This is a genomic window from Truepera sp. (assembly GCA_032027045.1).
Taxonomy (GTDB): domain Bacteria; phylum Deinococcota; class Deinococci; order Deinococcales; family Trueperaceae; genus JAAYYF01.
Window position 1 is genome coordinate 562,858 of the sequence record JAVSMU010000001.1, and the last position, 20,287, is coordinate 583,144.

The window sequence follows — 20,287 nt, forward strand, 5'->3', positions numbered from 1 at the left end:
GACGCCGAGCGGCCGGAAGCGGACCGGCCGGAGGCGGACCGCCGGGCGCGCCGAGGGCCGACGGGGGCCGTTCCCCGCGTGTACTCGCGGCAAGGCGTGATAGATTGTTCACAATGCTCATGACGGTGCGGGTGTTATCGGAGCAGGGTCCCGTGAGGGTTGAGCTGGCTCGTTGGGGGGACCGCCTAGTGGTGGTCAAGCGTCTACGGTCATTTCATCCCGTCGCGAGCCAGCGTCTGGAACGAGAGGCGGCGGTGGTCGGCAGGCTCAGGCACGACAACATCGTGCCGCTGCTCGGCGTCTCCGAAGGCGCGTCGCTCATCTATGCGTACTGCCCCGGCGTGTCGCTCGAGGCCGCGCTGGAGCGCGGACCATTGCGCGTCCGCCGCGCCATGAAGATCGCCCAGGACGTGCTCAGCGCGCTCGCTTACGCTCACGGCCAGGGCGTCATCCACCACGACGTGAAGCCGGCCAACATACTCGTGAAGGGCGAAAGCGCCCTTCTCACGGACTTCGGTTTCGCCAAGGACCTGGGGCTCACGGCCATCACCGCCCAAGACATGCTGCTCGGCACCCCGAGTTACATGGCGCCGGAACAGTTCAAGGGCGTGCGCACCGACCAGCGCTCCGACCTGTACGCCACGGGCGCGGTCATCTATCACATGCTCACCGGCGCGCCGCCCTACGGCTCGCAGGTCGTCAGGTGGCTTGCGGGCGACGACCGCGTGCCACTGGCGCCCCTTCCCGACTCGGCGGCGGCCTACCGGACGATCGTCGAGCGGGCGCTGTCACGTGACCCGAGCACCCGCTTCGCCAGCGCCGACGACTTCCTGACGGCGCTCCAGGAAGTGTCCTTCGGGGCCGTCGCGTGAGCCGAACCACGAAGTGATCCTGGCGTTCTCGGGCGACGAGTTCCTCGTCCGCCGCGCCGCCCGGGCCGCCCTCGTGAAGTTGGGCGTGGACCCTGGGGGGGCGCTGGAGCTGGGTGAGGGCATGACGGCCGACGCCGTGCTCGAGCTTGCCTCCCAGGGCGGCCTGTTCGGCCAGGCAACGCTGGTCCTCGACATGGGGGCCGCGTTCCAGGGCCAGGCGGGCGTCAAGCCGCGCAACGAGGTGATGCGGGCACTCGAGCGCGTAGGGTCGGGCGCGGTCGTCCTGGTGCTCGACCCGGGCGCCACGCCGGCGCGCCAGAAGGCGTTGCGGGCGCTGGGCGACCACGAACACCTGCCGCTGCCCCGCGGCGACCGGCTGGTCGCCTGGGCCGCCGCGGAGTTGCGGGCCGCCGGAGCGAGGTTCGAACCCGAGGTGCCCGCCTACCTGGCGGAGGTCTTCGGGGAAGACGTCGCGGCCATCGCCTCGGAAGTCCAGAAGCTGGCGGCCCTGGACGAGGACCTGGTGGCGGCTCGGGTGAGAGAAGTCGTCAACCGCGAGGCCACCCACAACGCGTTCGACATCATCGAGCGCATCCAAGCCGGGGACGTCGCAGGCGCCGTGGCGTTCACCAGGCACCTTCTGGACTCCGGAGAGGCCGTGCCGCGCGTGTTCGGGGCGCTCACGTGGCAGTTCATGCTGGTGGCCAAGGCGGTGGGGTTGCGGCAACGCGAAGGGGGCAAGCGCATCGGTGGGGGACAGGCGGCCGCCGCGCTGGGCGCCGCGCCCTACGCCGCCGAGAAGGCCTTGAGGTTGGCGGGCAAGCTGGATGAGGAGGCAGTCGCCGCGGCGCTGAGCGACCTGCTCGCGGCCGACGTGGCGGCCAAGTCCGGTGGTGACCAGGACCTCGCGCTCGAGGCGGCGGTCATAGGGCTGGCCCGTAGACTGGGCGCCTCGGCCGGCGCTAGGGCCGGCGGTTCCATGAAGCAGTCGCCGAGTTAGCCTGCGCCCGTCGGGTCCGGGCCGAGGCCCGGGAGGCGCGCCGCACACGCTCGCCGTGGGTTAGCCTCGCGGCGTGGAAACCTTGAGGCAACGCTTGTTGGCCGGGAGCGAGCGGGCGCTCGCGCGCGGCATGACGCTCATCGAGGCGGGTGACCCGGCCGGCCAGGAACTCCTCAAGAGCTTGCGAGAGCGCACGGGGCGTGGGGCCGTCGTGGGGATAACCGGCTCGCCTGGGTCGGGGAAGAGCACCCTGACCGACGGCCTCATCGCGGTGGCCCGGGCGGAGGGGCGGCGCGTCGGCGTCGTGGCCATCGACCCCACCTCCCCCTTCAGCGGCGGGGCGATTCTCGGTGACCGCATCCGAATGACGCGTTGGCACTCGGATCCCGCGGTGTTCATCCGTTCCATGGCCGCGCGCGGTCACCTCGGTGGGCTCGCCGCGGCCACGTTGCAGGTGGTGGCCCTCCTCGACGCGGCGGGCTTCGACACCATCTTCGTCGAGACGGTCGGGGTCGGTCAGTCGGAGGTCGACGTGGTGCAGGCGGCGGACACTACCGTCGTCGTGCTGACGCCCGGCCAGGGCGACGGGGTGCAGGCGTTCAAGGCGGGCATCATGGAGATCGCCGACGTTTTCTGCATCAACAAGTACGACCAGCCGGGCGCCGACCGCCTGCGCCGCGAGATCCGGGCCGCCATGGAACTCAGCGGACACCCGGAAGGCTGGGTGGCGCCGATCGTCGGCACCGTGGCCTCGAAGGGCGAGGGCGTGGAGGAACTCCTGACGCGCCTGGACGAACACCGCGAGTACCTGATTGGCACCGGCGGCATCGAGGAGGCACGCCGGCGCCGCGTGCGGGCCGAGGTGACCGCCGTGCTGGGCGAGCGCCTGCGCCGCTCCTTGGCCGCGCACGAGGCCCATGCCGTCGACGCCGTCCTGTCTGGCCGCCTGGGGCCCGGCGAGGTGGTGGACGGCCTGTTGGCGGGCTTGAGTAAGGACACCGCCCGCTGAGGCACTCGCAGGGGGTTCCGCACGGCTAGACTGGGCGCATCATGACTCATGCCGTCTACCCCGGCAGCTTCGACCCGCTGCACAACGGTCACGTCGACCTCATCCGCCGCGCCGCGCGCATCTACGGCCGCCTCACGGTCGCGGTCCTGCAGAACCCGGGCAAGGCCGCGACCGCCCTGTTCACGACCGAGGAACGCGTGGCCATCATCCAAGAGGTGGTCGCGGGCATGAAGGGCGTCGACGTCGACTCGTTCGGCGGCCTCCTGGCCGACTACACGCGCAAGGTTGGGGCGACGGTGATCGTCAAGGGCCTGAGGGCGATCTCCGACTTCGAGTACGAACTGCAGATGGCGCACCTCAACCGGCAACTCAACCCAAACGCCGAGACGACCTTCATCATGACCGCGACTCGCTGGTCGTACGTGTCGAGCACCCGAGTGAAGGAGATAGCGCACTACGGCGCGGACGTGGCCAAGCTCGTCCCACGCGCCACGTTGCGGCGCCTGAACGAGAAGATCTCGAGCGGCCAGAGGGTCAGCTTCTGAGGCTTGTGAGGCTTCTTAGGCCGCGGGCCGCGGCGCCCGGCATCTTGCAGCACCTTCCTTCTCGGTAGGTCGCACGTATACTCGCGGGCGGGCCGTAAGGCACCGTGCGCGAGAGCTGGTTCGACCGGCCTGCGCACCGAACGAGAGGAACCTCAGCATGTCTCACCTCATCCGCGGCTTGTCAGCCGGCGGTGGCATCCGCGTCGTGGCGGCCGACACGACCCTACTGGTGCGCCACGCCACCGAGAAGCACCAGGCAAGCCCCACCGCGGGTGCTGCGCTAGGGCGCACCCTCACGGGGGCCCTGCTGCTGGCGCACGTGCTACTGAAGGACCACCGCGACCGCGTGACGCTGAAGCTCCGCGGCGACGGCCCATTGGGCGGCGTCATCGCCGACGCCGGCCTCGACGGCACCGTGCGCGGTTACGTTCACGACCCGCTTGCCGACTTGCCGTTACGGCCCGACGGCAAACTCGACGTCGGTGGAGGCATCGGTCACAAGGGCGACATCAGCGTCATCCGGTCGCACGCGCCCTACGGCGAGCCGTACGGCAGTTCCAGCGACCTCGTGAGCGGCGAGGTCGCCGAGGACATCGCGACATACCTGGCCCGCTCGGAACAGATCGCCTCGGCCGTCCTGCTGGGCGTTTACTACGACGAGCGGGGCAAGGTGGCAAGCTCCGGTGGGGTGATCCTGCAGGCGCTGCCGGGCGCCGACGAAGCCGCGTTGCCGCTCCTGGAGGCCAACGTCAAGGCCCTTGGCCAACTCACGACCGCCATGCGCCGTGCCCCGTTGGTCGACGTGGTGAGAAACGAGTTGATGTGGGGCATGGACTTCGAGCTACTCACCGACCCGCCGCTGCCCGTGAGCTTCGCGTGCCGCTGCAGCGACGAGAAAGCGCTGGCGGCGCTGGCGTACTTCACGCCCGCCGAGCGCAGGACCATGATCGACGAGGACGGGGGCGCCGAGGTCGTGTGCCACTGGTGCGGCGAGAAGCGTTGGGTCGGCCCTGAGGCCCTGAACAGCATCAGTGCCGACGAGGTGCGCTGCCCGGATTGCGCTACCCTCTGGTACCGCGGGGGCCAGACGCGGATGGTGCGCGACGAAGAGCTCTGCGCGTGCGGTCGCCGGGTCGAACTGCCGAACTGAGCTGCCCAGCGGAGCGGCTCAATTGACCGGCCCAGCTGATCTGCCGAGGCGTCCGAGGTCGGAGGCGTAAGGGTGCGTCCAGGCATGCTGCTACTGCTGCTGTTCCAGATGATGCTCTGGGGCAGCGCCTACCCCATGATCAAGCTGGGCCTGACGGGCCTTTCGGCCCAGCACCTGACGCTGCTGCGCCACCTCGTCGCGTCGGCCGCGTTCGTTCCCCTGCTGCTGGTGTTCAAGGGGCGCCTCAGGCCCGTGCGGGCAGACGTGCCCTACCTGTTCCTGGTCGGCGTCCTCGGCTACACCGTCTATCACCTCGCGCTCAACTTCGGGGAGCTGCACGTGAGCGCGGGCGCGGCGAGCCTCATCATCGCCACCGCGCCCGCCATCACGGCGCTGCTGGCCGTGGCCATGGCGGGCGAGCGCCTCGCCCCCCTGGGGTGGGCCGGGTCCGTGGTGTCTTTCCTGGGCGTCATCGTCATCGTGATGGGCGATTCCCGCGGGGGCATCTCCTTCAACGTCTGGGCCTGGCTCATAGTCCTCTCGGCGGTGTCCACGTCGTTCTACGCCGTTCTCCAGAAGCCGCTGTTCACGCGCTACAAGCCTATAGAGGTGGCGGCGTTCGCCACGTGGGCCGGCACCGTGCCGCTGCTCGTGTTCCTGCCGGGGCTCGGGGGCGAGGTCCTGGGCGCCCCCGCCGAGGCGCTCGGCGCCACCTTGTACATCGGGCTCTTCCCGTCCGCCGTCGCGTACACGATCTTCGCGTTCGCGCTGTCGAGGACGCCGATCACGGTCGTGACCGCCTTCCTCTACCTGGTGCCCGTCTTCGGCCTGCTGTCTGCGTGGTTGCTGATAGGCGAAGTCCCGGCACTCGTTACTCTGGTCGGTGGCGCGATAGCCGTCCTCGGCATCGTGCTGGTCAACCTGTCCAAACGCAGGGAACGCTCAGTGGCGCGCGGACTCCCGCTCCCCGAGGCGGCGCTCCTCGCCGGCGAGCAGCCTGCGGATGTTGTCGCGGTGGCGGTAGATGGCCAGGGCGGTGAGCGCGACAGCCAGCAGTAGGTGAGGCCACACGAACACGCCCTTGACGATGACGAAGAGGGGCAGCGCGACCATTCCCACGAGCGAACCGAGCGACACGTAGCGGCTGACCAGGATCGTGAAGACGCCGAGCAACACGCACATGAGGGTCACGAGGGGGTCGATGACCAGGAACACTCCGATGCTGGTGGCGATCCCCTTGCCGCCCTTCAGCCTCAGCAGGACGTTGAAGTTGTTGCCGAGCACGGCGGCCAGGCCGGCCAGGACCACGCCCCAGGCGCTCAGCCCCAGGAGCCCGGGGAGCAGGGTGGCGACGGCGCCCTTGAGCGGATCGAGGATGACGACGACGATGGCGGGCCCTACCCCGAGCGCCCGCAGGACGTTGGTTGCCCCGATGTTGCCCGAGCCCACCTGTTGGATGTTCACGCCGCTCAGCTTGGCGACCAGGTAGCCCGAGGGGATGGTGCCAAGGAAGTAGGCGATGACGATGGTTACGGCGGCCAGCGTTACGTCGAGCAAGGGATGCCTCCAGGCCCCGCCGCACGAGTGGAGGGAACCGTTCCCGATCATAACGGCCTCCATGAAACGCGGCTGAGGTAAGTGAACAGGCTGGGCTAACGAACCTTCGGGCTGCCCGGGGCGGTACCATCCTGGCGATGACCACCGCGACCCTCTTCCTCATCATCGTGGCCGTGTCGGGCGTGTCGTCCGTGCGGTGGGCCTCCCGTCTCGCTCCTTTACCCAACGAGTTCCCCGCCAAGACGCTGCTCGCAGCGCTCGTGGCCGGCGCGCTGGCCGCGGCCACGGCAGGGAGCTGGCGGGCGCCGGCCGCGCTGACGGGGGTCGTGGTGGTGCTCACGCCGCTGTACGTCTTCGGCCCCTTGGGCCTGTTGGCGCTCGTCCGCGCGGGTGGCTGGCGTGCAGCCCGGTCCCTGGTCGCCATCCTCTACTGGACCCCAGGCGGCAGGGAGGCCGTGGGCAGGCTGCTGGCGCAGGCAGCGCTGCAACAGGGCGACGCCGAGGCGGCCCTGGCCCTCACCACGCGTCACGACCCGGTCCTCCTGGGTCAGGCGTACCTCTTGCAGGGCGAGTACCAGAAGGTCTTGGACCTCGAGCAGCCGCCCGCCTCGTGGGGGGCCGACAACGCGCACCTGCTTGCCGCCGCGCGCGTGGAGGCACTATTGGGGCTCGGACACCTGGAGCAGGCGCGGCACGAGACGGGGATCATGAGGACGCGCTTCGAGGCCGGGAAGCAGGGTCCGCTGGAATACCGCGCGGTAGTCCTCTCCGAGGCGCGGCTGGCGGCGAACGCGGGTGACTTCGAAGGGGCCCGAAAGTTGCTCGAGCAGCCCCTGGCGGGCGTGAGCCCCGCCACTCTCTACGACATCTTGGGCAGCGCCGCGGAGCGGGCCGGGCTCAAGTCGGTGGCCATCAAGGCGTACGCGGCGGCCTACACCGCCTCCAGAGGCCGGACGCGAAGAGCCTACGAGGCGCGCCTGCGTTCGCTTGGCGCCCCGCCCCCGACACCCGCGGCAACTTTGGCGAGGCGTCCGCTTGCGACGTACTTGCTGGGCGCCGTCCTCGCGCTGACGTACTTGGTGCAAGTGCTGGCCGACAAGTACATAGGACTGTTGTCGGTCGGAGGCCAGGGAATCCACGCGAGCAGCGTGGTGGCGGCGTTCGTTCAGGGCGTGCCGGGCGTCCCGGACGCGAACGTCTGGTGGCGCTACCTGACCTACGCGTTCATCCACGGCAGCATCTTGCACATCGGCCTGAACGTCTGGGTGCTCCTCGACATCGGACGTCTCTACGAGCGGCGCCGCGGCTGGGGAGACGTGCTGGCCGCGTTCACGCTCGGTACCGCCGCGGGCGCGCTGGCGACCACCATCTTCCAGGCCGGGCAACCGTTGGTGCTGCTCGGCGCCTCGGGCGGCATCCTGGGCGTGGCGGGGGCCCTGTTGGCGGAGGCGGCGCTGAGCCGTTCGGCCTCCGACCGGCTGCTGCTGCGGAGCCTGCTGCAGTGGGTGGCCCTGCTGCTCGTGTTCAGCATCGCCATACCCGGCGTGTCGCTTTGGGGCCACGTGGGCGGGATCGTCGGCGGCTTCGTCTACGGCGCCGTGCGGCTGCGCTCCGGAGTCGGGCAACGCTTCTCCCAGGCCGCCGGCTGGTTCTGCGCGGGGCTCCTGGCGTTGGCCGTCATCAGTGCCCTGACGAGCGTGGTGCCGCTGCTGCCCTGACCGCCTGGTGCACCGGGCCGGGACCTTGGCCCGCCCCGACTCTAGAGGGCCCGGTGTAATCTTGTACTCAGTACAAGGAAGTTCTGGTTCTCGCCGGCCGCAACCCAATCGTTAGCCGGTAGTCCCTGGAGGAGAAGGTGGCAGACGTGGACAGTCACGCGAAGGTCGCGGCCCCGACGGGCGGCGCGTTCCTGATAGAGCGGCAGAACGCGGACTCGGTGCTCATCCCCGAGGCGTTCGACGACGAGTTGAAGCAGTTCTCGAAGACGGCCAGGACCTTCGTCGAGCGCGAGATATTGCCCGACTTCGAGCAACTCGAAGCGCTCGACTACGCCCTCTCGCGCCAGAAGATGGCCAAGGCGGGAGAGCTCGGCCTCCTGGGCGTGGAGATCCCCGAGGAGTACGGCGGCCTGGGTGCAAGCAAGGCCGCCTCGGCCGTGATCACCGAGGCCATCTCGGGCTCTGGCTCTTTCAACGTGACCTTCAGCGCCCACTCCGGCATCGGCACGCTGCCCATCGTCTACTTCGGCACCGAGGAGCAGAAGCGGCAGTACCTGCCCAAGCTGGCCAGCGGCGAGTGGATCGCCGCATACTGCCTCACCGAGCCCGGTTCCGGTTCCGACTCGCTGGCGGCCAAGACGCGCGCCGTGCTCGACGGCGACGAGTGGGTGCTCGACGGCACCAAGATGTGGATCTCGAATGCCGGCTTCGCCGACCTGTTCATCGTCTTCGCCAAGGTCGACGGCGAGAAGTTCACCGGCTTCTTAGTGGAGAAGGGCACGCCCGGCCTGAGCCTGGGGGCGGAAGAGAAGAAGATGGGCATCAAGGGCTCCTCCACCCGCATGGTGATCCTGGAGGGGGCCCGCATACCCAAGCAGAACCTGCTGGGCGAGATCGGCAAGGGCCACCACATCGCCTTCGGCATCCTCAACATCGGCCGCTTCAAGCTGGCCATGGGCGCATCCGGCGGCGTGAAGAACCTGATCGACGTGGCCCAACGCTACGCCAGGGAGCGCCAGCAGTTCGGCGTGCCCATCGCCACCTTCGGGCTCATCAAGCAGAAGGTCGGCGCCATGACGGCCGAGGGCTACGCGCTCGAGAGCGCCGCCTACCGCCTGGTAGGCAGCATGGACGCCGCCCTGGAGGGCAAGGAGTCGAGCGCGGAGCAGCTCGGCGCGCTCAACGAGTACGCCGTGGAGTACTCGTTCATCAAGGTCTTCGGGTCCGAGATCCTCGACTTCGTGGTCGATGAGGCGCTGCAGATCTACGGCGGTTACGGCTTCTCCGCCGACTACCCCATCGAACTGCCGTACCGCAACAGCCGCATCAACCGCATCTTCGAGGGCACCAACGAGATCAACCGCATGCTGACCGTCGACCAGCTCCTCAAGCGCGCCATGCGGGGCCAGCTCGACCTGCTGGGGCCGGCGCAGGACGCCATGATGGGCAAGCCCGCTACGGAAGCGCACGGTCCCGAGGTGTTGGCGGACGCCAACCTGGCGCTGGCCAACCTGAAGCTCGCGACTTTGATGGTGGCCGGCATGGGCGCCATGGCGTACATGCAAGGGCTCGAGCAGGAACAGGAGCTCATGGCGCGCGTGGCCGACATGGTGGGCCTGGCATACTTCGCGGAGAGCGCCCTGCTGCGCGCCGAGCGGCTGCAGGGCACCCGCAGCGCCGAGACCGCGACGCTACTGGCGCGCATCTACGCCTTCGCCGCGGTGGACCGCGCGCGCGACCTGGGCGTAGAGGCCCTCAGGCGCATCCCGCGCGGCAAGGAGGCCATGCCGCGGCTGCAGGCGTACCTCGCCGAGCACGGCGTCGACCTGATCGAACTGCGTAGGGGGGCCGCCGAGGCGGTTTACGAGGCTGACGGGTACCCGTTGGGCTGAGGATCTTGATAGCTTTCCGCCTGCATGTGCCAGAGGGTGGCGTAATGGCCGTCTTGGAGCATCAGTTCGTCGTGCGTGCCGGATTCGATCAGCCGGCCTTCTTTCAGCACGTGGATGGTGTCGGCCATCCTTACTGAGCCTAGCCGGTGAGTGATCAGTAGCGTGGTTACGCCGTGAGCGAGTTCGGCGAACTGCGCGTAAAGAGCGTGCTCGCTTCGGGGATCTAAGGAGGAGCTGGGCTCGTCCAGGATGAGTAAGTGCGAACGGTGGCGTCTGGCTAGAGCCCTGGCTAGCGCCACCTTCTGCCATTCGCCGCCGGAGAGCTCGGTTCCGCCGAACTGTTTGCCGAGGCGGCTGCGGATTCCCTCTTCTAACCGCTCGGCCACGTCTTCGAGCCCGCTGAGACGTAGCGTCTCCGCAGCGTTTTCAGGGGTCAACGGCTCAGCGGCCAGGGTGATGTTCTCTTCGAGCGTCAACTGGTAACGCCCGAAGTCTTGGAAGATCGCTCCGATTCCGTCGCGCCACTCGCTCAGGTCAAGGGTGCGCAGGTCTTGACCTTCGACGAGCACCACTCCGTCGCTGGGGTCGTAGAAGCGCGCAAGCAGCTTGGCGATGGTCGACTTCCCGGCGCCGTTCTCGCCCACCAGCGCTGTCACCTGGCCGGGTGCGAGCGTGAGGGAGACGTTGTGGAGGGCCTCGCGGCCATCCGGGTAAGCGAAGCTCACGTCCTTCAGTTCGGTGCCGCGGGTTCCTAGCCTTGGTACGGGGTTGGTCGAGTCGGCTGTGGCCATCGGCGGCTCGTACGCCAGAAAGTCCGTGAGTTTACTGAAATACCGCAACGTGTCTTGGAGCATGGTGACGTCCTGGGTGAGGAGCAGGAGGTTCTGCTGCACGTACAGGAGTGACTGCACCAGCAACACCACGCTGCCGGGGCCGACATGGCCGAGCGCGGCGCGGCTTGCTACCCAGTAGAAAGCGAAGCCGTTCCCGAGGGCGCTCACGCCGGTCAGGGCGTTGGACCACGCGCTTTGTCTTACGCGGACGCGGCGCGTAGCCTCGTGCGTATCCTCGAAGGCTGCCTGGTAACGGTTCATGAGCCACGGGCCGTAACGGTACAACCTCGCCTCTTTGGCGTGCTGGTCCGTGAGGAGGAGCGAACTGAGGTACTGCATGAGCCGAGCGTTGGGACTCTTCCACACCATCGTTTCCCAGGAGAGGCGTTGCAGTCTGAAGAGCACGAGGGCGTGCGGTAACGACGCGGCCATGATCAACAGAGGCAACCACAGAGCGATGGAGCCTAGAAGCAGCAGTACCGAACCCACCACCACGATCTCGCGCAGGCCGTTGGTGGTGTATACCAGCAGGTTCACCGGCTGGTAGGCCGCTTGATCCCTGAGCAGCTGAAGGTCGTCGTAGAAGTCGCTCGACTCGAAGGCGCTCAAGTCGGGTAATGAATCGGCTTTCGCCATGAGTGAGAGGTTGACTTGCGCGGTGAGCTTCTCGTTGAGGTTGCCTTGGATTGCCGCGGTCCAGGGCGCCAGTGACGACTCCAGTAGCAACCCCGCAATCCACATGAGCGTCAAGCTCAGTAGACGGGAGGGCTCGAAGCTGCCTGCAGAGACCGCCAGTGCCAGCAGGTCGATCACTGTCTTCGTGATCCAGATGAGCGCCGCGGGCACGATGCCCTGCAGCATCAAGCAGCTCAATAACGCCCCGGCCTCGCGGGGCGAGGCGCGCCAAACGAAGGCAAGCGACGTGACCAAGCGGCGAGGGCCCATAGCCGTCATCTAAACCGCCGATCGTCGTCGGTGCGCAAACTCAATACGACGGATTTGTCTCCACGTTGGAACGCGTCTGCCCAGACCCGGCATGTTGGCTCCACGATAGGATATCGAGCCTTGGCCTACAGCGAAGGGCCGATCGCCTACATCTCGTCAGGATGGACGACTTCCAGTTCGGAGATCTCGCTGGTAAAGTCCTTGCGGTTGTTCGTTACGAACCGCTCCGCCCCCACCTGGACGGCGCTGGCCAAGTGAATGGCGTCGGGTGCCTTCAGTCGGTAATGCGCGGCGAGGCTTACTGCCAAAGCAGCGATCTCGCCGGTCAAGGGCACCAGCGTCAACCGGGCCAAGCAGGCCGTCAACGCATGCAGTTCCGCCTCGTTAGCCAGCTGGGTCGGCTTGATGAGCAGTTCGACGAGCAGGAGTGTCGCACCGAAGCGCCCTCCATCCGTGTCATCAAGTGCTGCCCACACCGGCTTCCCCAACCGATGCCCAGGCGTCGCGGCATAGGTGAGAACGTCGCTGTCGAACGCGGTGCGCACTTAATCCCAGCTGTCGCGTTCGGCCCGCAACTCTTCGACCATTGCCTCGGCCCTGGCGGGCTCGATGCCCTGGCCCCGCTCCGGCAGATCCTGCCTGGCATGCGCCAGCGCAGCCACGAGTTCCTCCGCTGCGGCAGTACTAGGGGTCGTTATCCGCAGCTCGAGTCTGGACGGGTGCACCAGGGCCGCTACCACGCGGTCGTTCTGGGTGATCGTGAACTCCTCGCCCTGCTTTACACGTTCCAGCACACCCTTGAGTTGAGCGCGCAACTCCGTGACGCCGATGGTGGTCATGGCCTTAGTGTACAGCGTTGTACAGGAGGAGTCGAGCGCGGGCCGGGCCTACCGCACCTCGACCCGCACCCGCGCCGCGCGACCCTCGGCGTCGAGCACCGACAGCGTCACGAACCCCGGTCCCTCCACGGCCAGTCGCGTTTCGCGGTCGAAGGTCCCGATGGCCACCGGCTCGCCGTCGGCGAACCAGGTGAAGGGCGCCCGTCCCCGCTCGACCCGGGCAAGGATCTCGCCCGCCAGGGGCACGATGGCGGCGCCGTCGGGGGGGAAGGTCAGCCGTGGCGCGTCCTCCGTCCCGACCAGGCGCGCCCCGAACTGCCGCAAGGGAAGGGGTAAGTCTCCGTTGGACGCGGCGACGAGCGTTCCCGGCGGGGCCGGAGCCAAGGGGACGGGACGGGGCCCCAGGCGGGCGAATACCTCGAACAGGACCGGCAGGGCCACCTCCGCGCCGTACATGCCGGGCACCGGCGTACCGTCCGCGCGCCCCGCCCATACCCCGGCCACGTGCGCACCGTCGAAGCCCAGTGCGAGGGCGTCGCGGTGGCCGCTCGACGTGCCCGTCTTGACGGCGAGCTGCCAGTCAGGCAGCGTCGCGGCGCGGTGCGTGCCCGCCAGCACGTCCGCGACCAGCCACGCTGCCGCCGGCGCCATGATGCGAGCGTTCGGGCCTGGGGCCATGGCTCCCGTGGACGACAGCGCCACCGCCTCGCCACCGCGCGCGATGGCGGCGTACAGCTGCACCAACCCTTCGAGGCTCACGCCGATGCCGCCCAGGCTTATGGCCAAGCCGGGCGCGTCGCCGGGGACCACCGCACTTACCCCGGCCTGTCGGATGGCCGCGAGTACCGTGGCCGGCCCAAGCGCTTCGGTCAGCGCGATCACCGGCAGGTTCAGGGAGGCTTGCAGGGCCTCGCGAGCGGTGACGGGCCCCCGGAACACGCCGTCGAAGTTCTGCGGCGCGTAGCCCGAGTAGTCCTCCGGCCGGTCGTTCAGGAAGGTTTCCGGGTGGGCCATGCCGGCTGAGAACGCGAGCCCGTACACCAACGGCTTGAGCGTGGAGCCGGGCGAGCGCAGTGCCTGGGTCATGTCGACGAAGCCCTGTCGCGCGCCCGCAGCGTAGTCGGCCGAGCCGACGCTCGCGAGGATCGCCCCACTGTCGACGTCGGCGACCAGGAGAGCCAGTGTGGCCTGTGCCGGTAAGCCTGCAAGCGCGCCCGCGGCGAGCGCCTCCAGCGCGGCCTGCAGGTCGGCGTCGAGCGAAGTGTGGTGGAGCTGGCGTTCTGGCTCGGCCGCGCGTAGGCGGTCAGCGAGGTGAGGAGCCAACGTCGGGAACGGCCTGCGCGCGGTGGGCAACGCCTCGCGCATGGCTGCTCTGGCGGCGTCCGGGTCGATCGCGCCCACCGCCGCGGCGCGGGCCAGCACTCGGTCCCGCGCCGCCCGCGCGACCTCGGGGTGCTCGTCGGGGGTGCGCAGGCCCGGTGCCTGCGGAAGGGCGATCAGGAGCGCCGCCTCCGCCTCGGTCAGGCGCCCGGGTTCCTTGCCGAACCAGGCCAGGCTGCCCGCGCGCACGCCTTCTAAGTTGCCTCCCATGGGCGCGAGCTGGAGGTAAAGCGCGAGGACCTCGTCCTTGCTCAACACCCGCTCGAGGGCCAAGGCGACCCGCAACTGCCTCAACTTGCCGGCCATGGTGCCGGTGGACCCGTCCTCGAGCAGGCGCGCTACTTGCATCGTCAGGGTCGAAGCGCCCGAGACGACCTGCCCATGGCGGAGGAACTGCCAGGCGGCGCGCGCGAGCGCGCCGAAGTCAACGCCGTGGTGCGCGTAGAAGCGCCGGTCCTCGTAAGCGACGAGCATGGCGAGGTAGCCGGGGTCCACGCTCGCGGGCGTCACCGCCAGCCGCCAGCGGCCGTCCGCCACCGTGAACGCCCGCAGCAGCCGGCCGTCTTGCGCCAGCACCTCCACCGAAGTCTCGACCGTCAGCGGCGGCAGGTCGGTGGCCCCGACCCAGCGGTCGACCACGGCCCAAAGGCCGGTGCCGAGCGCCAGCAACACGGCCACGGTCCACGCGGCGCGGCGCGCTCGACCCGCGTTCCCCGCCCTAGCCGCGCTCCGCGCTCGACCCGCGTTCCCCGCCCTAGCCGCGCTCCGCGCTCGACCCGCGTACCCCGCCCGAGCGGCGTGCCCCGCCGGAGGCCGCCCGCTCATGGCCCGATGGTCACGCTGCCCGTGGCGCTGACGGCGAAGTTGGCCGGCCGGTACATGTCCTCCACCTGTGCCGCGGGGTAGTGGTAGGTGCCGGGCGAGACCGCGCGCATGACGTAAGCGAGCCGCAGCGGCTCGCCGGTGGTCCAATCGACCGCCGCAAGGAAGCGGTCGGAACGCGCCTCGGTCATCTCGGCGCCGACGTTCACCCTCAGCCAGTCGAGCGCGCGGATGTCGCCCTCACGCAGGAGGTTGGGGCTTTCGATCTCGAAGCCCGCTGCCAGGGCGTCGTCGATCATGAGCCGGCCGCCCGCCACGCCTCTATCGGGGCGCACTTCGAGGACCACGACCAGGCGGTCGCCTACCCTCACGTTGCTCAGGTCGGTCGGCTCACCGTCGGCCGTGTAGTGGCTGCGGGTGATGGTGTAGCCCACCCCGCCGGCCTTCGGCGCCTCCACGGGCACGCCCACGGTCGTGATGGTCACCGTCACGCGGGAGTCGCCGGCGTTGCGTATGACCGCCGGCGTCCCGTCGAACAGCCGCACGACGTTGCCGGCCACGGGCCTGCCGTCGAGGACGAGCCCGTGAGCCTCGGCCCCCACGGCGATGGCCGCCCGGAGCGTCCAGGCCGCCTCCTGGGTGGACAACCGGTTCGCCGGGCCGCCCTGCGCTACGAGGTTCGCGAGTTGCACGCGGTCGACCACGCCGCTGCCCGCCTCCACAGCGAGCGCCAGCAGCCCGGCCCGGTCGCGGAGCAAGGAGCCGTAGTCGGCGCGCCAACCGCCCTGTTCGGCGCCCGCCAGCGCCAGGGCGCGAGCTTGGGCGAACATCGCCTCAGCGCGTTCCCGCTCCCCGTAAGCCGCGAGCGCGGCCCCCAGGTGGGCGGCCGCCAGCGGCGTGTCGAAGCGCTCGGCCAGGGTGCCGGCGTAGTAGCGCAGGTCGCCGATGGCGGCCTCGCCGGCGCGAGCCAGCACGTAGAAGGCGTACGCGTACCCGGCGGCGCCGTCTTGCATGCTGCCGGCGCGCGCCACTTGGTTGCGCAAGTTGTCGAGCGCCATGCGAAGCGCGGTCTCCGGAACGCCGGCGCCGTGCGCCTCGGCGAGCAACAGCACGTCGGTGGCGTAGGCGTCCAGCCACAGGTCATAGCCGCCCGCGCTCCACACCCCGAACCTGCCCGTGCGTCCCTGACGCGTGAGGAGGCGGTCGATCCCGGCCTGAAGCTCCTCGCGCACCTCGGCCCGGGTCGACAACCCGAGCTGAACCACCGTCTCAGGTGCAAGCAGTAGCGGCATGAGGCTCGAGGCGATCTGCTCAGTGCAGCCGAACGGGTAAGTGACGAGCCGCATGACAGTTCCCGGCAGGTCGAGGGCCGCTCCCGCGCCCGCGATCAGCGTTGTGCGCGTGGTGCCCGGCCGGAAGCCGGCCAGCGCGGCGTCGTCGAAGCGGTAGCGCTCACCCGGCGCCAGCACGAACTGGGTGACGCGCGCCGTTTCGGGGTCGGTGTATTGGACGCTCAGGCGCGCCTCGCGCGTGAGCACGTGCCCGTCGGGCGTGGTCAGGGTGATCCGGTACGTGTGCTCACCCACGCTCGTGGCCTGCAGCGGCAGGTCGAGCACCGCCCGCCCGCCGGCGGTCAATTCGACCGTCTCCGGCGCCTCACCCAGGCCTTCCCCCGCGACCTCGAGCTGCATGACACCGGCCGGCCCGGTGACATGAGTCAACTCGAGCCGCAGCCGGCTGCCGTCGCCCGGGGCCAGGAAGCGGGGCAGGCTTGCCTGCACGACCACCGGGTCGCGCGCCAGCACGTCGGCCTGCGCCTGGCCCACGGCGCGACCCGTCCAGGCCACCGCCATGAGGCGGACGGTGCCGTTGAACGCCGGTAGGTCGAACGTCACCTCCGCGCGGCCACCAACGAGCGTGATGGGCCCCGAGAAGAGCGCGAGTAGCTCCTCGGCGGGGGCGGGACCGGCACTGTAGTTCTCCATCTCGAGACCGCCCCCGGAACGGACCTGGCCCAGGGCGCCCTGGCCGGCGTCGATGAGCCTTCCGTAGAGGTCACGAACCCCGACTCCCAGGCGCCGCTGGCCGAAGTAGTAGCCGAGTGGGTCGGGCGCCGAGTAGCCGGTGAGCGTGAGAACGCCCAGGTCGACCGCGGCGACGGTGGCGTAGGCGGGCCCGTCGGGCACGCCCTGCACCTCGAGCACCACGTTCAGCGGTCCGCGCGGGTCGGCCTCGGCCGGCGCCAGCAGCACGGCATGCAGGGCCCTGTCGCCGGGCGCGACCGCGGCGTGGGCCACCCCGAGGCTGCGCGCCGGCGCGTGCCCGTCGACGTCGCTGGGCCGGATCAGGCTGGCCGTAACGTAGGCGCCGGTGCCCCAGGCCTCGGTCACCGGAAGTTCGACGGTCGTCTCGCCGTCAACCGCCACCATCCGTAGGTCGACGACGGCGTCCGACAGCACCGCGACGAGCGCCGTGCCGGCGCCCTCGGGAACGATGCGCAAGGTAGCCACGTCGCCGGGCACGTAGGTCGGCGCGTCCAGCGAAACTTCGAGCAGGTCGGGCGTGTCACGCGAGGCGTCGACGCCGTACCAACCCGCGGCGAACGCTACGGAGGCGCTGGCGAACGTGGTGCCTTCGTAGGTCACCCGGAGCTCGTGGCGGCCCCACGTCACGGGCACGCTGATGCCGGCGGGCCGGCCCGCGACCGCCGCGACCCCCTCGCCGACGCGTTGACGCTCGGTCACGGGCTCCCAGTACCAGCGGCCGTTAACGGCGTACCACTGGTAGCGGGTCACGACGCGGTCCAGCTGCCAGCGCAGGTCGCCGGCCATCGGGTCGCCGTTGGGGTCGACCAACGCCAGGTCGAAGGTGGCGGCCGTGTTCTCGGGCAGCGCGTCGTCGAAGCCGGGTCGGATGCCGACCACGGGCCCCGTCGGGCGCAGCGCGCGGGTCACGTCACGCTCCACGGGGCGCGCCGACCCGTCGAGGAGCGTCGCTCGCACGGTGAGTGCGTAGGGGCGCGCGTCGAGCTCGAGGTGGCCGAGGGGCAATGGGGCCACCAGGTGCCCGTCGGCGTCCGTCAAGCGGCCGGGCTCGAACTCGCGCCGCTGCACGTCGAGGCGCTGGTCGTGGCGGCCGAAGCGGAAGCCCGGCCAGCCGGCCAGATCGGTGGTGGTGGCGACGCTCACGCTACCCGATAGGGCCAGGCCGGCCGCGGGAGCGCCGAAGAGGTAGCGGGCATCGACCTCGAGGTCGGGTGGCGCGGCCGGATCGACCGGGCCTTCGGTGTCAAGCTTCACGTCGAAGTCGATGCGATCGGGCAGGAAGTCCTCGACCAGCACCTTCTCGCTGGCCAGGGCGGGTTCGCCCGGGTCGGCGTAGGTCTCTACTCGCCACACGCCGCGCGGCACGTCGGCCCCCAACGCCAGTGCGACCACGTGACCACCGGCTTGGCCGCCGTCAGAAACGACGCGCGAGTATTCGACGCCATCGGGCCGCAGCAACAGCACGGTGAGCGGCAACCCCTCGATCGCGCTCGCTCCGCTGTCGCGCACGAGCGCCGTCAGGTGGATCGTCTCGCCGGGGCGGTAAGCGCCGCGGTCCGTAGCCAGGAACACGTCGATGGGGCCGGCGGCGGCGCGCCCCTCGACTCCCCGGTCCGAGAGGTCGAACTCGGGCTCCTCGAGCGACAGCACGGCCAAGTCGTCGGTTCCCTCGACCAGGACCATGGCCGGGGCCGAGTTGCCCGAACCGCGCGCTAGCGCGGGAGCGAAGCGCACGTGGCCCTCCGCGTCCGTGTCGGCCTCGGCGAGCACCCGGTTCGAGCGCGCGACGAGCGCCACGCGCAGGCCCTCGACCGGCCGGCCGTCACCGAGCCGCTGCACCACCACGTGCAGGCCGTCGGTGCCCGAAAGCGTCGTGACACCCAGGTCCGAGACCATGAACCACTGCGTGGCGGGCGCGACGTCGTACGGGTCGGCGCCGGGCACACTCGCGCGCAGCACGTAGACCCCGGGCTCGAGCGTCCCGACCTCGTCGAGCGGGAGCCGCGACGTGGTCTCTTGGTTAAGGCTGCCCTCGAGGATCGCCTCGCCCTCCCAGACCACCTCCGCCAGGAGCTGCTCGAAGCGCTCGCCCTCCCACGCTCCGAGTGCCTGCAGGAAATCGCCCTGCTTGGTGGCGGTTACCAGGTTGCGATCCGACACCCGCAGGAGCCGCAGGTCCAGGTGGTCGGCGTTCACCGTCTCCACGGGCAGCGCACGCGGGCCCCGTGCGGGCAGCACGTAGGTCCGGCCCGCGAACCGCACCGACGGCGCGCGGTCGCGAACGTAGACGTCGAGGGGCACGTCCCTCACCAGCGAGTCCCCCGTCGCGCTCGGTAGGCCGGCGCGAAGCGTCAGGGCGTAGCTCTCCCCGAAGACGACCCCGATGACGCAGAGCTGTTGCCCCTCGACCTCCAGCGCGAGACCTGGTACGGGCCGTTGGACGTACGGCCCGTAGTCGCGCATGGGGGAGAGGCCCTCGGAGAAGGTGACGCAGATGCGTGGCGCCGCGGTGCTGGCGTCCACGTCGTGGGTCAGGACGCGGAAGCCGAACGCCTCGCGCAAGCGCGCGAGCTCGTCGGGGGCGATGCCGGGAGCGAGCCGGTCGGCCAGGCGCGCGGCGCCCAGCGCGGCCTCGCCCCGGTAGGTGGCCTCCAGCGCCTGCGCCATGACCAGGAGCGCATCCGCGCGGCCGGCGTCGGGGAGGCGTAGTGCCGCGTTGAGCGCGGCGAGGACGGCGCTGCGGTTGAGTTGGAAGCGGCGGTTCGAGTCGCTCTCGGCCTGCACCGCGAGGGCGCGCGCGTGCGCCAGCCAGGCGGCGCCGCTATCGGCCACCGTGACGGCGGCGCCCGTCGCCCAGGTGGCCTCGGGTGGCTCCTGCTCGCCTGCCGTGTCCAGCCAGGCGGCCTCCGACCACTTGCCGGCCTGGTAGCGCTCGGCCACGGTTTCCGCCTGCTCGAGGGCGTCGTCGAAGTCGCTGCGCCCGAGGAAGTCCATGGTCGCCGCGGCCGCCTTCGCCCGCTCGAGGGCGGCGGCGCTCTGCTGCTTGACAACTCCGGAGAGAGCATCCTCGAAGGGCACCTGCTCGCCGAGGACGTCCTTGAGGAAGCAGGCGCCGTTCTTCTGGTCGAAGGTGAAACCGGCGCAGCCCCCCTCGCGCATGCAGGTGGCGTGGCACTGGGCCAGCGTGACGTTGAAGAGGGTCGTGAGGTCGCCGCCGGGGTAGTCAGTGTCGTCCCAGGTGGTGGCGAAGCGTTCGGGGATGGGAGCGTCCTGGGCCCACGCCTGGAGCGGAGCGGACAGCGCTACGAGCGCCAGGACGGCGAGGCGCAAGGAGGACCTCATGCCGCTGAGGTCGAGTGGGGAGCGCCTCTCGAGAATCTTCTCGAACCCGAGTGACTTGCGGCTGGGCGTCGCCATGGCAAGCCTCCAAGACAGTAGATGGAAGTCAGGCTAGCACGCGTTATGGCTTGATGGGAGCGTGCCTCTCCGGAGCGGCATATCGTCTCATGCAGCGCAACGCCACTTGTCTTTTCATTCGAACGCGGGGCCTGCCCTCGGGTCGTCCGCCGAGGACCGCAGCCGGCCGAGATCATGAAGGCTCGAGGCCGGCTGACGGCGCCCGCTGGGGCGCTCTTCATGTGACATCGGGCCGGCGACGTGTTGCGGTCGAGGTTTAGGGT

General features: G+C 69.9%; 14 protein-coding genes. 8 read left to right on the forward strand and 6 right to left on the reverse strand.

Annotated elements, in window-relative coordinates; all coding sequences use genetic code 11:
- The first annotated feature begins 119 nt into the window (after positions 1–119).
- The 6 genes from ROY82_02490 to ROY82_02515 all read left to right on the forward strand — a co-directional run bounded on the left by ROY82_02490 (position 120) and on the right by ROY82_02515 (position 5,635).
- Positions 120–872 carry a serine/threonine-protein kinase gene (locus ROY82_02490; protein MDT3681337.1) on the forward strand — a complete coding sequence of 251 codons (753 nt, stop codon included), beginning with the start codon at positions 120–122 and terminating at the stop codon, positions 870–872.
- Positions 873–885: 13 nt separating this feature from the next.
- Positions 886–1,872, forward strand: a complete 987-nt coding sequence (holA, locus tag ROY82_02495) for a DNA polymerase III subunit delta (protein ID MDT3681338.1) — start codon at positions 886–888, stop codon at positions 1,870–1,872.
- A gap of 73 nt (positions 1,873–1,945) precedes the next feature.
- Positions 1,946–2,881 (forward strand): methylmalonyl Co-A mutase-associated GTPase MeaB, encoded by a 936-nt coding sequence (meaB, locus tag ROY82_02500; protein ID MDT3681339.1) that lies wholly within the window; start codon positions 1,946–1,948, stop codon positions 2,879–2,881.
- Between the two features lie 41 nt (positions 2,882–2,922).
- The gene (gene coaD / locus ROY82_02505) at positions 2,923–3,426 is read left to right on the forward strand and encodes a pantetheine-phosphate adenylyltransferase (protein ID MDT3681340.1); all 504 of its coding nucleotides are present in this window, start codon (positions 2,923–2,925) and stop codon (positions 3,424–3,426) included.
- Positions 3,427–3,583: 157 nt separating this feature from the next.
- Entirely contained in the window at positions 3,584–4,576 is a 993-nt protein-coding gene (locus ROY82_02510) for an Hsp33 family molecular chaperone HslO (GenBank protein ID MDT3681341.1), read from the forward strand.
- 72 nt (positions 4,577–4,648) lie between these two features.
- Positions 4,649–5,635 carry a DMT family transporter gene (locus ROY82_02515; GenBank protein ID MDT3681342.1) on the forward strand — a complete coding sequence of 329 codons (987 nt, stop codon included), beginning with the start codon at positions 4,649–4,651 and terminating at the stop codon, positions 5,633–5,635.
- Here the strand turns inward: ROY82_02515 and plsY are convergent.
- Positions 5,519–6,133: a glycerol-3-phosphate 1-O-acyltransferase PlsY gene (gene plsY / locus ROY82_02520; GenBank protein MDT3681343.1), complete on the reverse strand. Its 615-nt coding sequence runs from the start codon at positions 6,131–6,133 to the stop codon at positions 5,519–5,521. The two genes, ROY82_02515 and plsY, sit on opposite strands and share 117 nt — an antisense overlap.
- Positions 6,134–6,270: 137 nt before the next feature.
- Between plsY and ROY82_02525 the strand changes: the two genes are divergently transcribed.
- Together ROY82_02525 and ROY82_02530 are read left to right on the forward strand one after the other, a co-directional pair.
- Entirely contained in the window at positions 6,271–7,851 is a 1,581-nt protein-coding gene (locus tag ROY82_02525) for a rhomboid family intramembrane serine protease (GenBank protein ID MDT3681344.1), read from the forward strand.
- 137 nt (positions 7,852–7,988) lie between these two features.
- Positions 7,989–9,743, forward strand: a complete 1,755-nt coding sequence (locus ROY82_02530; protein ID MDT3681345.1) for an acyl-CoA dehydrogenase family protein — start codon at positions 7,989–7,991, stop codon at positions 9,741–9,743.
- On the opposite strand, the gene ROY82_02535 is transcribed toward ROY82_02530, so the two are convergent.
- The 5 genes from ROY82_02535 to ROY82_02555 form a co-directional block, all read right to left on the reverse strand.
- On the reverse strand, positions 9,713–11,437 hold the full coding sequence (locus ROY82_02535) for an ABC transporter ATP-binding protein (GenBank protein ID MDT3681346.1): 1,725 nt from the start codon (positions 11,435–11,437) through the stop codon (positions 9,713–9,715). The genes ROY82_02530 and ROY82_02535 overlap by 31 nt on opposite strands.
- 230 nt (positions 11,438–11,667) lie before the next feature.
- Positions 11,668–12,066, reverse strand: coding sequence for a PIN domain-containing protein (locus tag ROY82_02540; protein MDT3681347.1), 399 nt, complete (start codon positions 12,064–12,066; stop codon positions 11,668–11,670).
- A complete protein-coding gene (locus ROY82_02545; protein ID MDT3681348.1) occupies positions 12,067–12,360 on the reverse strand; it encodes a type II toxin-antitoxin system prevent-host-death family antitoxin in 294 nt (97 codons plus the stop codon).
- 48 nt (positions 12,361–12,408) lie between these two features.
- Entirely contained in the window at positions 12,409–14,418 is a 2,010-nt protein-coding gene (gene pbpC, locus ROY82_02550; GenBank protein ID MDT3681349.1) for a penicillin-binding protein 1C, read from the reverse strand.
- A 143-nt stretch (positions 14,419–14,561) separates the two neighbouring features.
- Positions 14,562–20,024 (reverse strand): alpha-2-macroglobulin family protein, encoded by a 5,463-nt coding sequence (locus tag ROY82_02555; protein ID MDT3681350.1) that lies wholly within the window; start codon positions 20,022–20,024, stop codon positions 14,562–14,564.
- Between the last annotated feature and the right edge of the window lie 263 nt (positions 20,025–20,287).

Excerpts from the sequence above, each read along its gene's own strand:
- ROY82_02490 (MDT3681337.1), top strand. The coding sequence starts at position 120 with ATGACGGTGCGGGTGTTATCGGAGCAGGGTCCCGTGAGGGTTGAGCTG.
- coaD (MDT3681340.1), top strand. The coding sequence starts at position 2,923 with ATGACTCATGCCGTCTACCCCGGCAGCTTCGACCCGCTGCACAACGGT.
- ROY82_02510 (MDT3681341.1), top strand. The coding sequence starts at position 3,584 with ATGTCTCACCTCATCCGCGGCTTGTCAGCCGGCGGTGGCATCCGCGTC.
- ROY82_02525 (MDT3681344.1), top strand. The coding sequence starts at position 6,271 with ATGACCACCGCGACCCTCTTCCTCATCATCGTGGCCGTGTCGGGCGTG.
- ROY82_02535 (MDT3681346.1), bottom strand. The coding sequence starts at position 11,437 with ATGCTGCAGGGCATCGTGCCCGCGGCGCTCATCTGGATCACGAAGACA.
- ROY82_02545 (MDT3681348.1), bottom strand. The coding sequence starts at position 12,360 with ATGACCACCATCGGCGTCACGGAGTTGCGCGCTCAACTCAAGGGTGTG.
- ROY82_02555 (MDT3681350.1), bottom strand. The coding sequence starts at position 20,024 with ATGGCGACGCCCAGCCGCAAGTCACTCGGGTTCGAGAAGATTCTCGAG.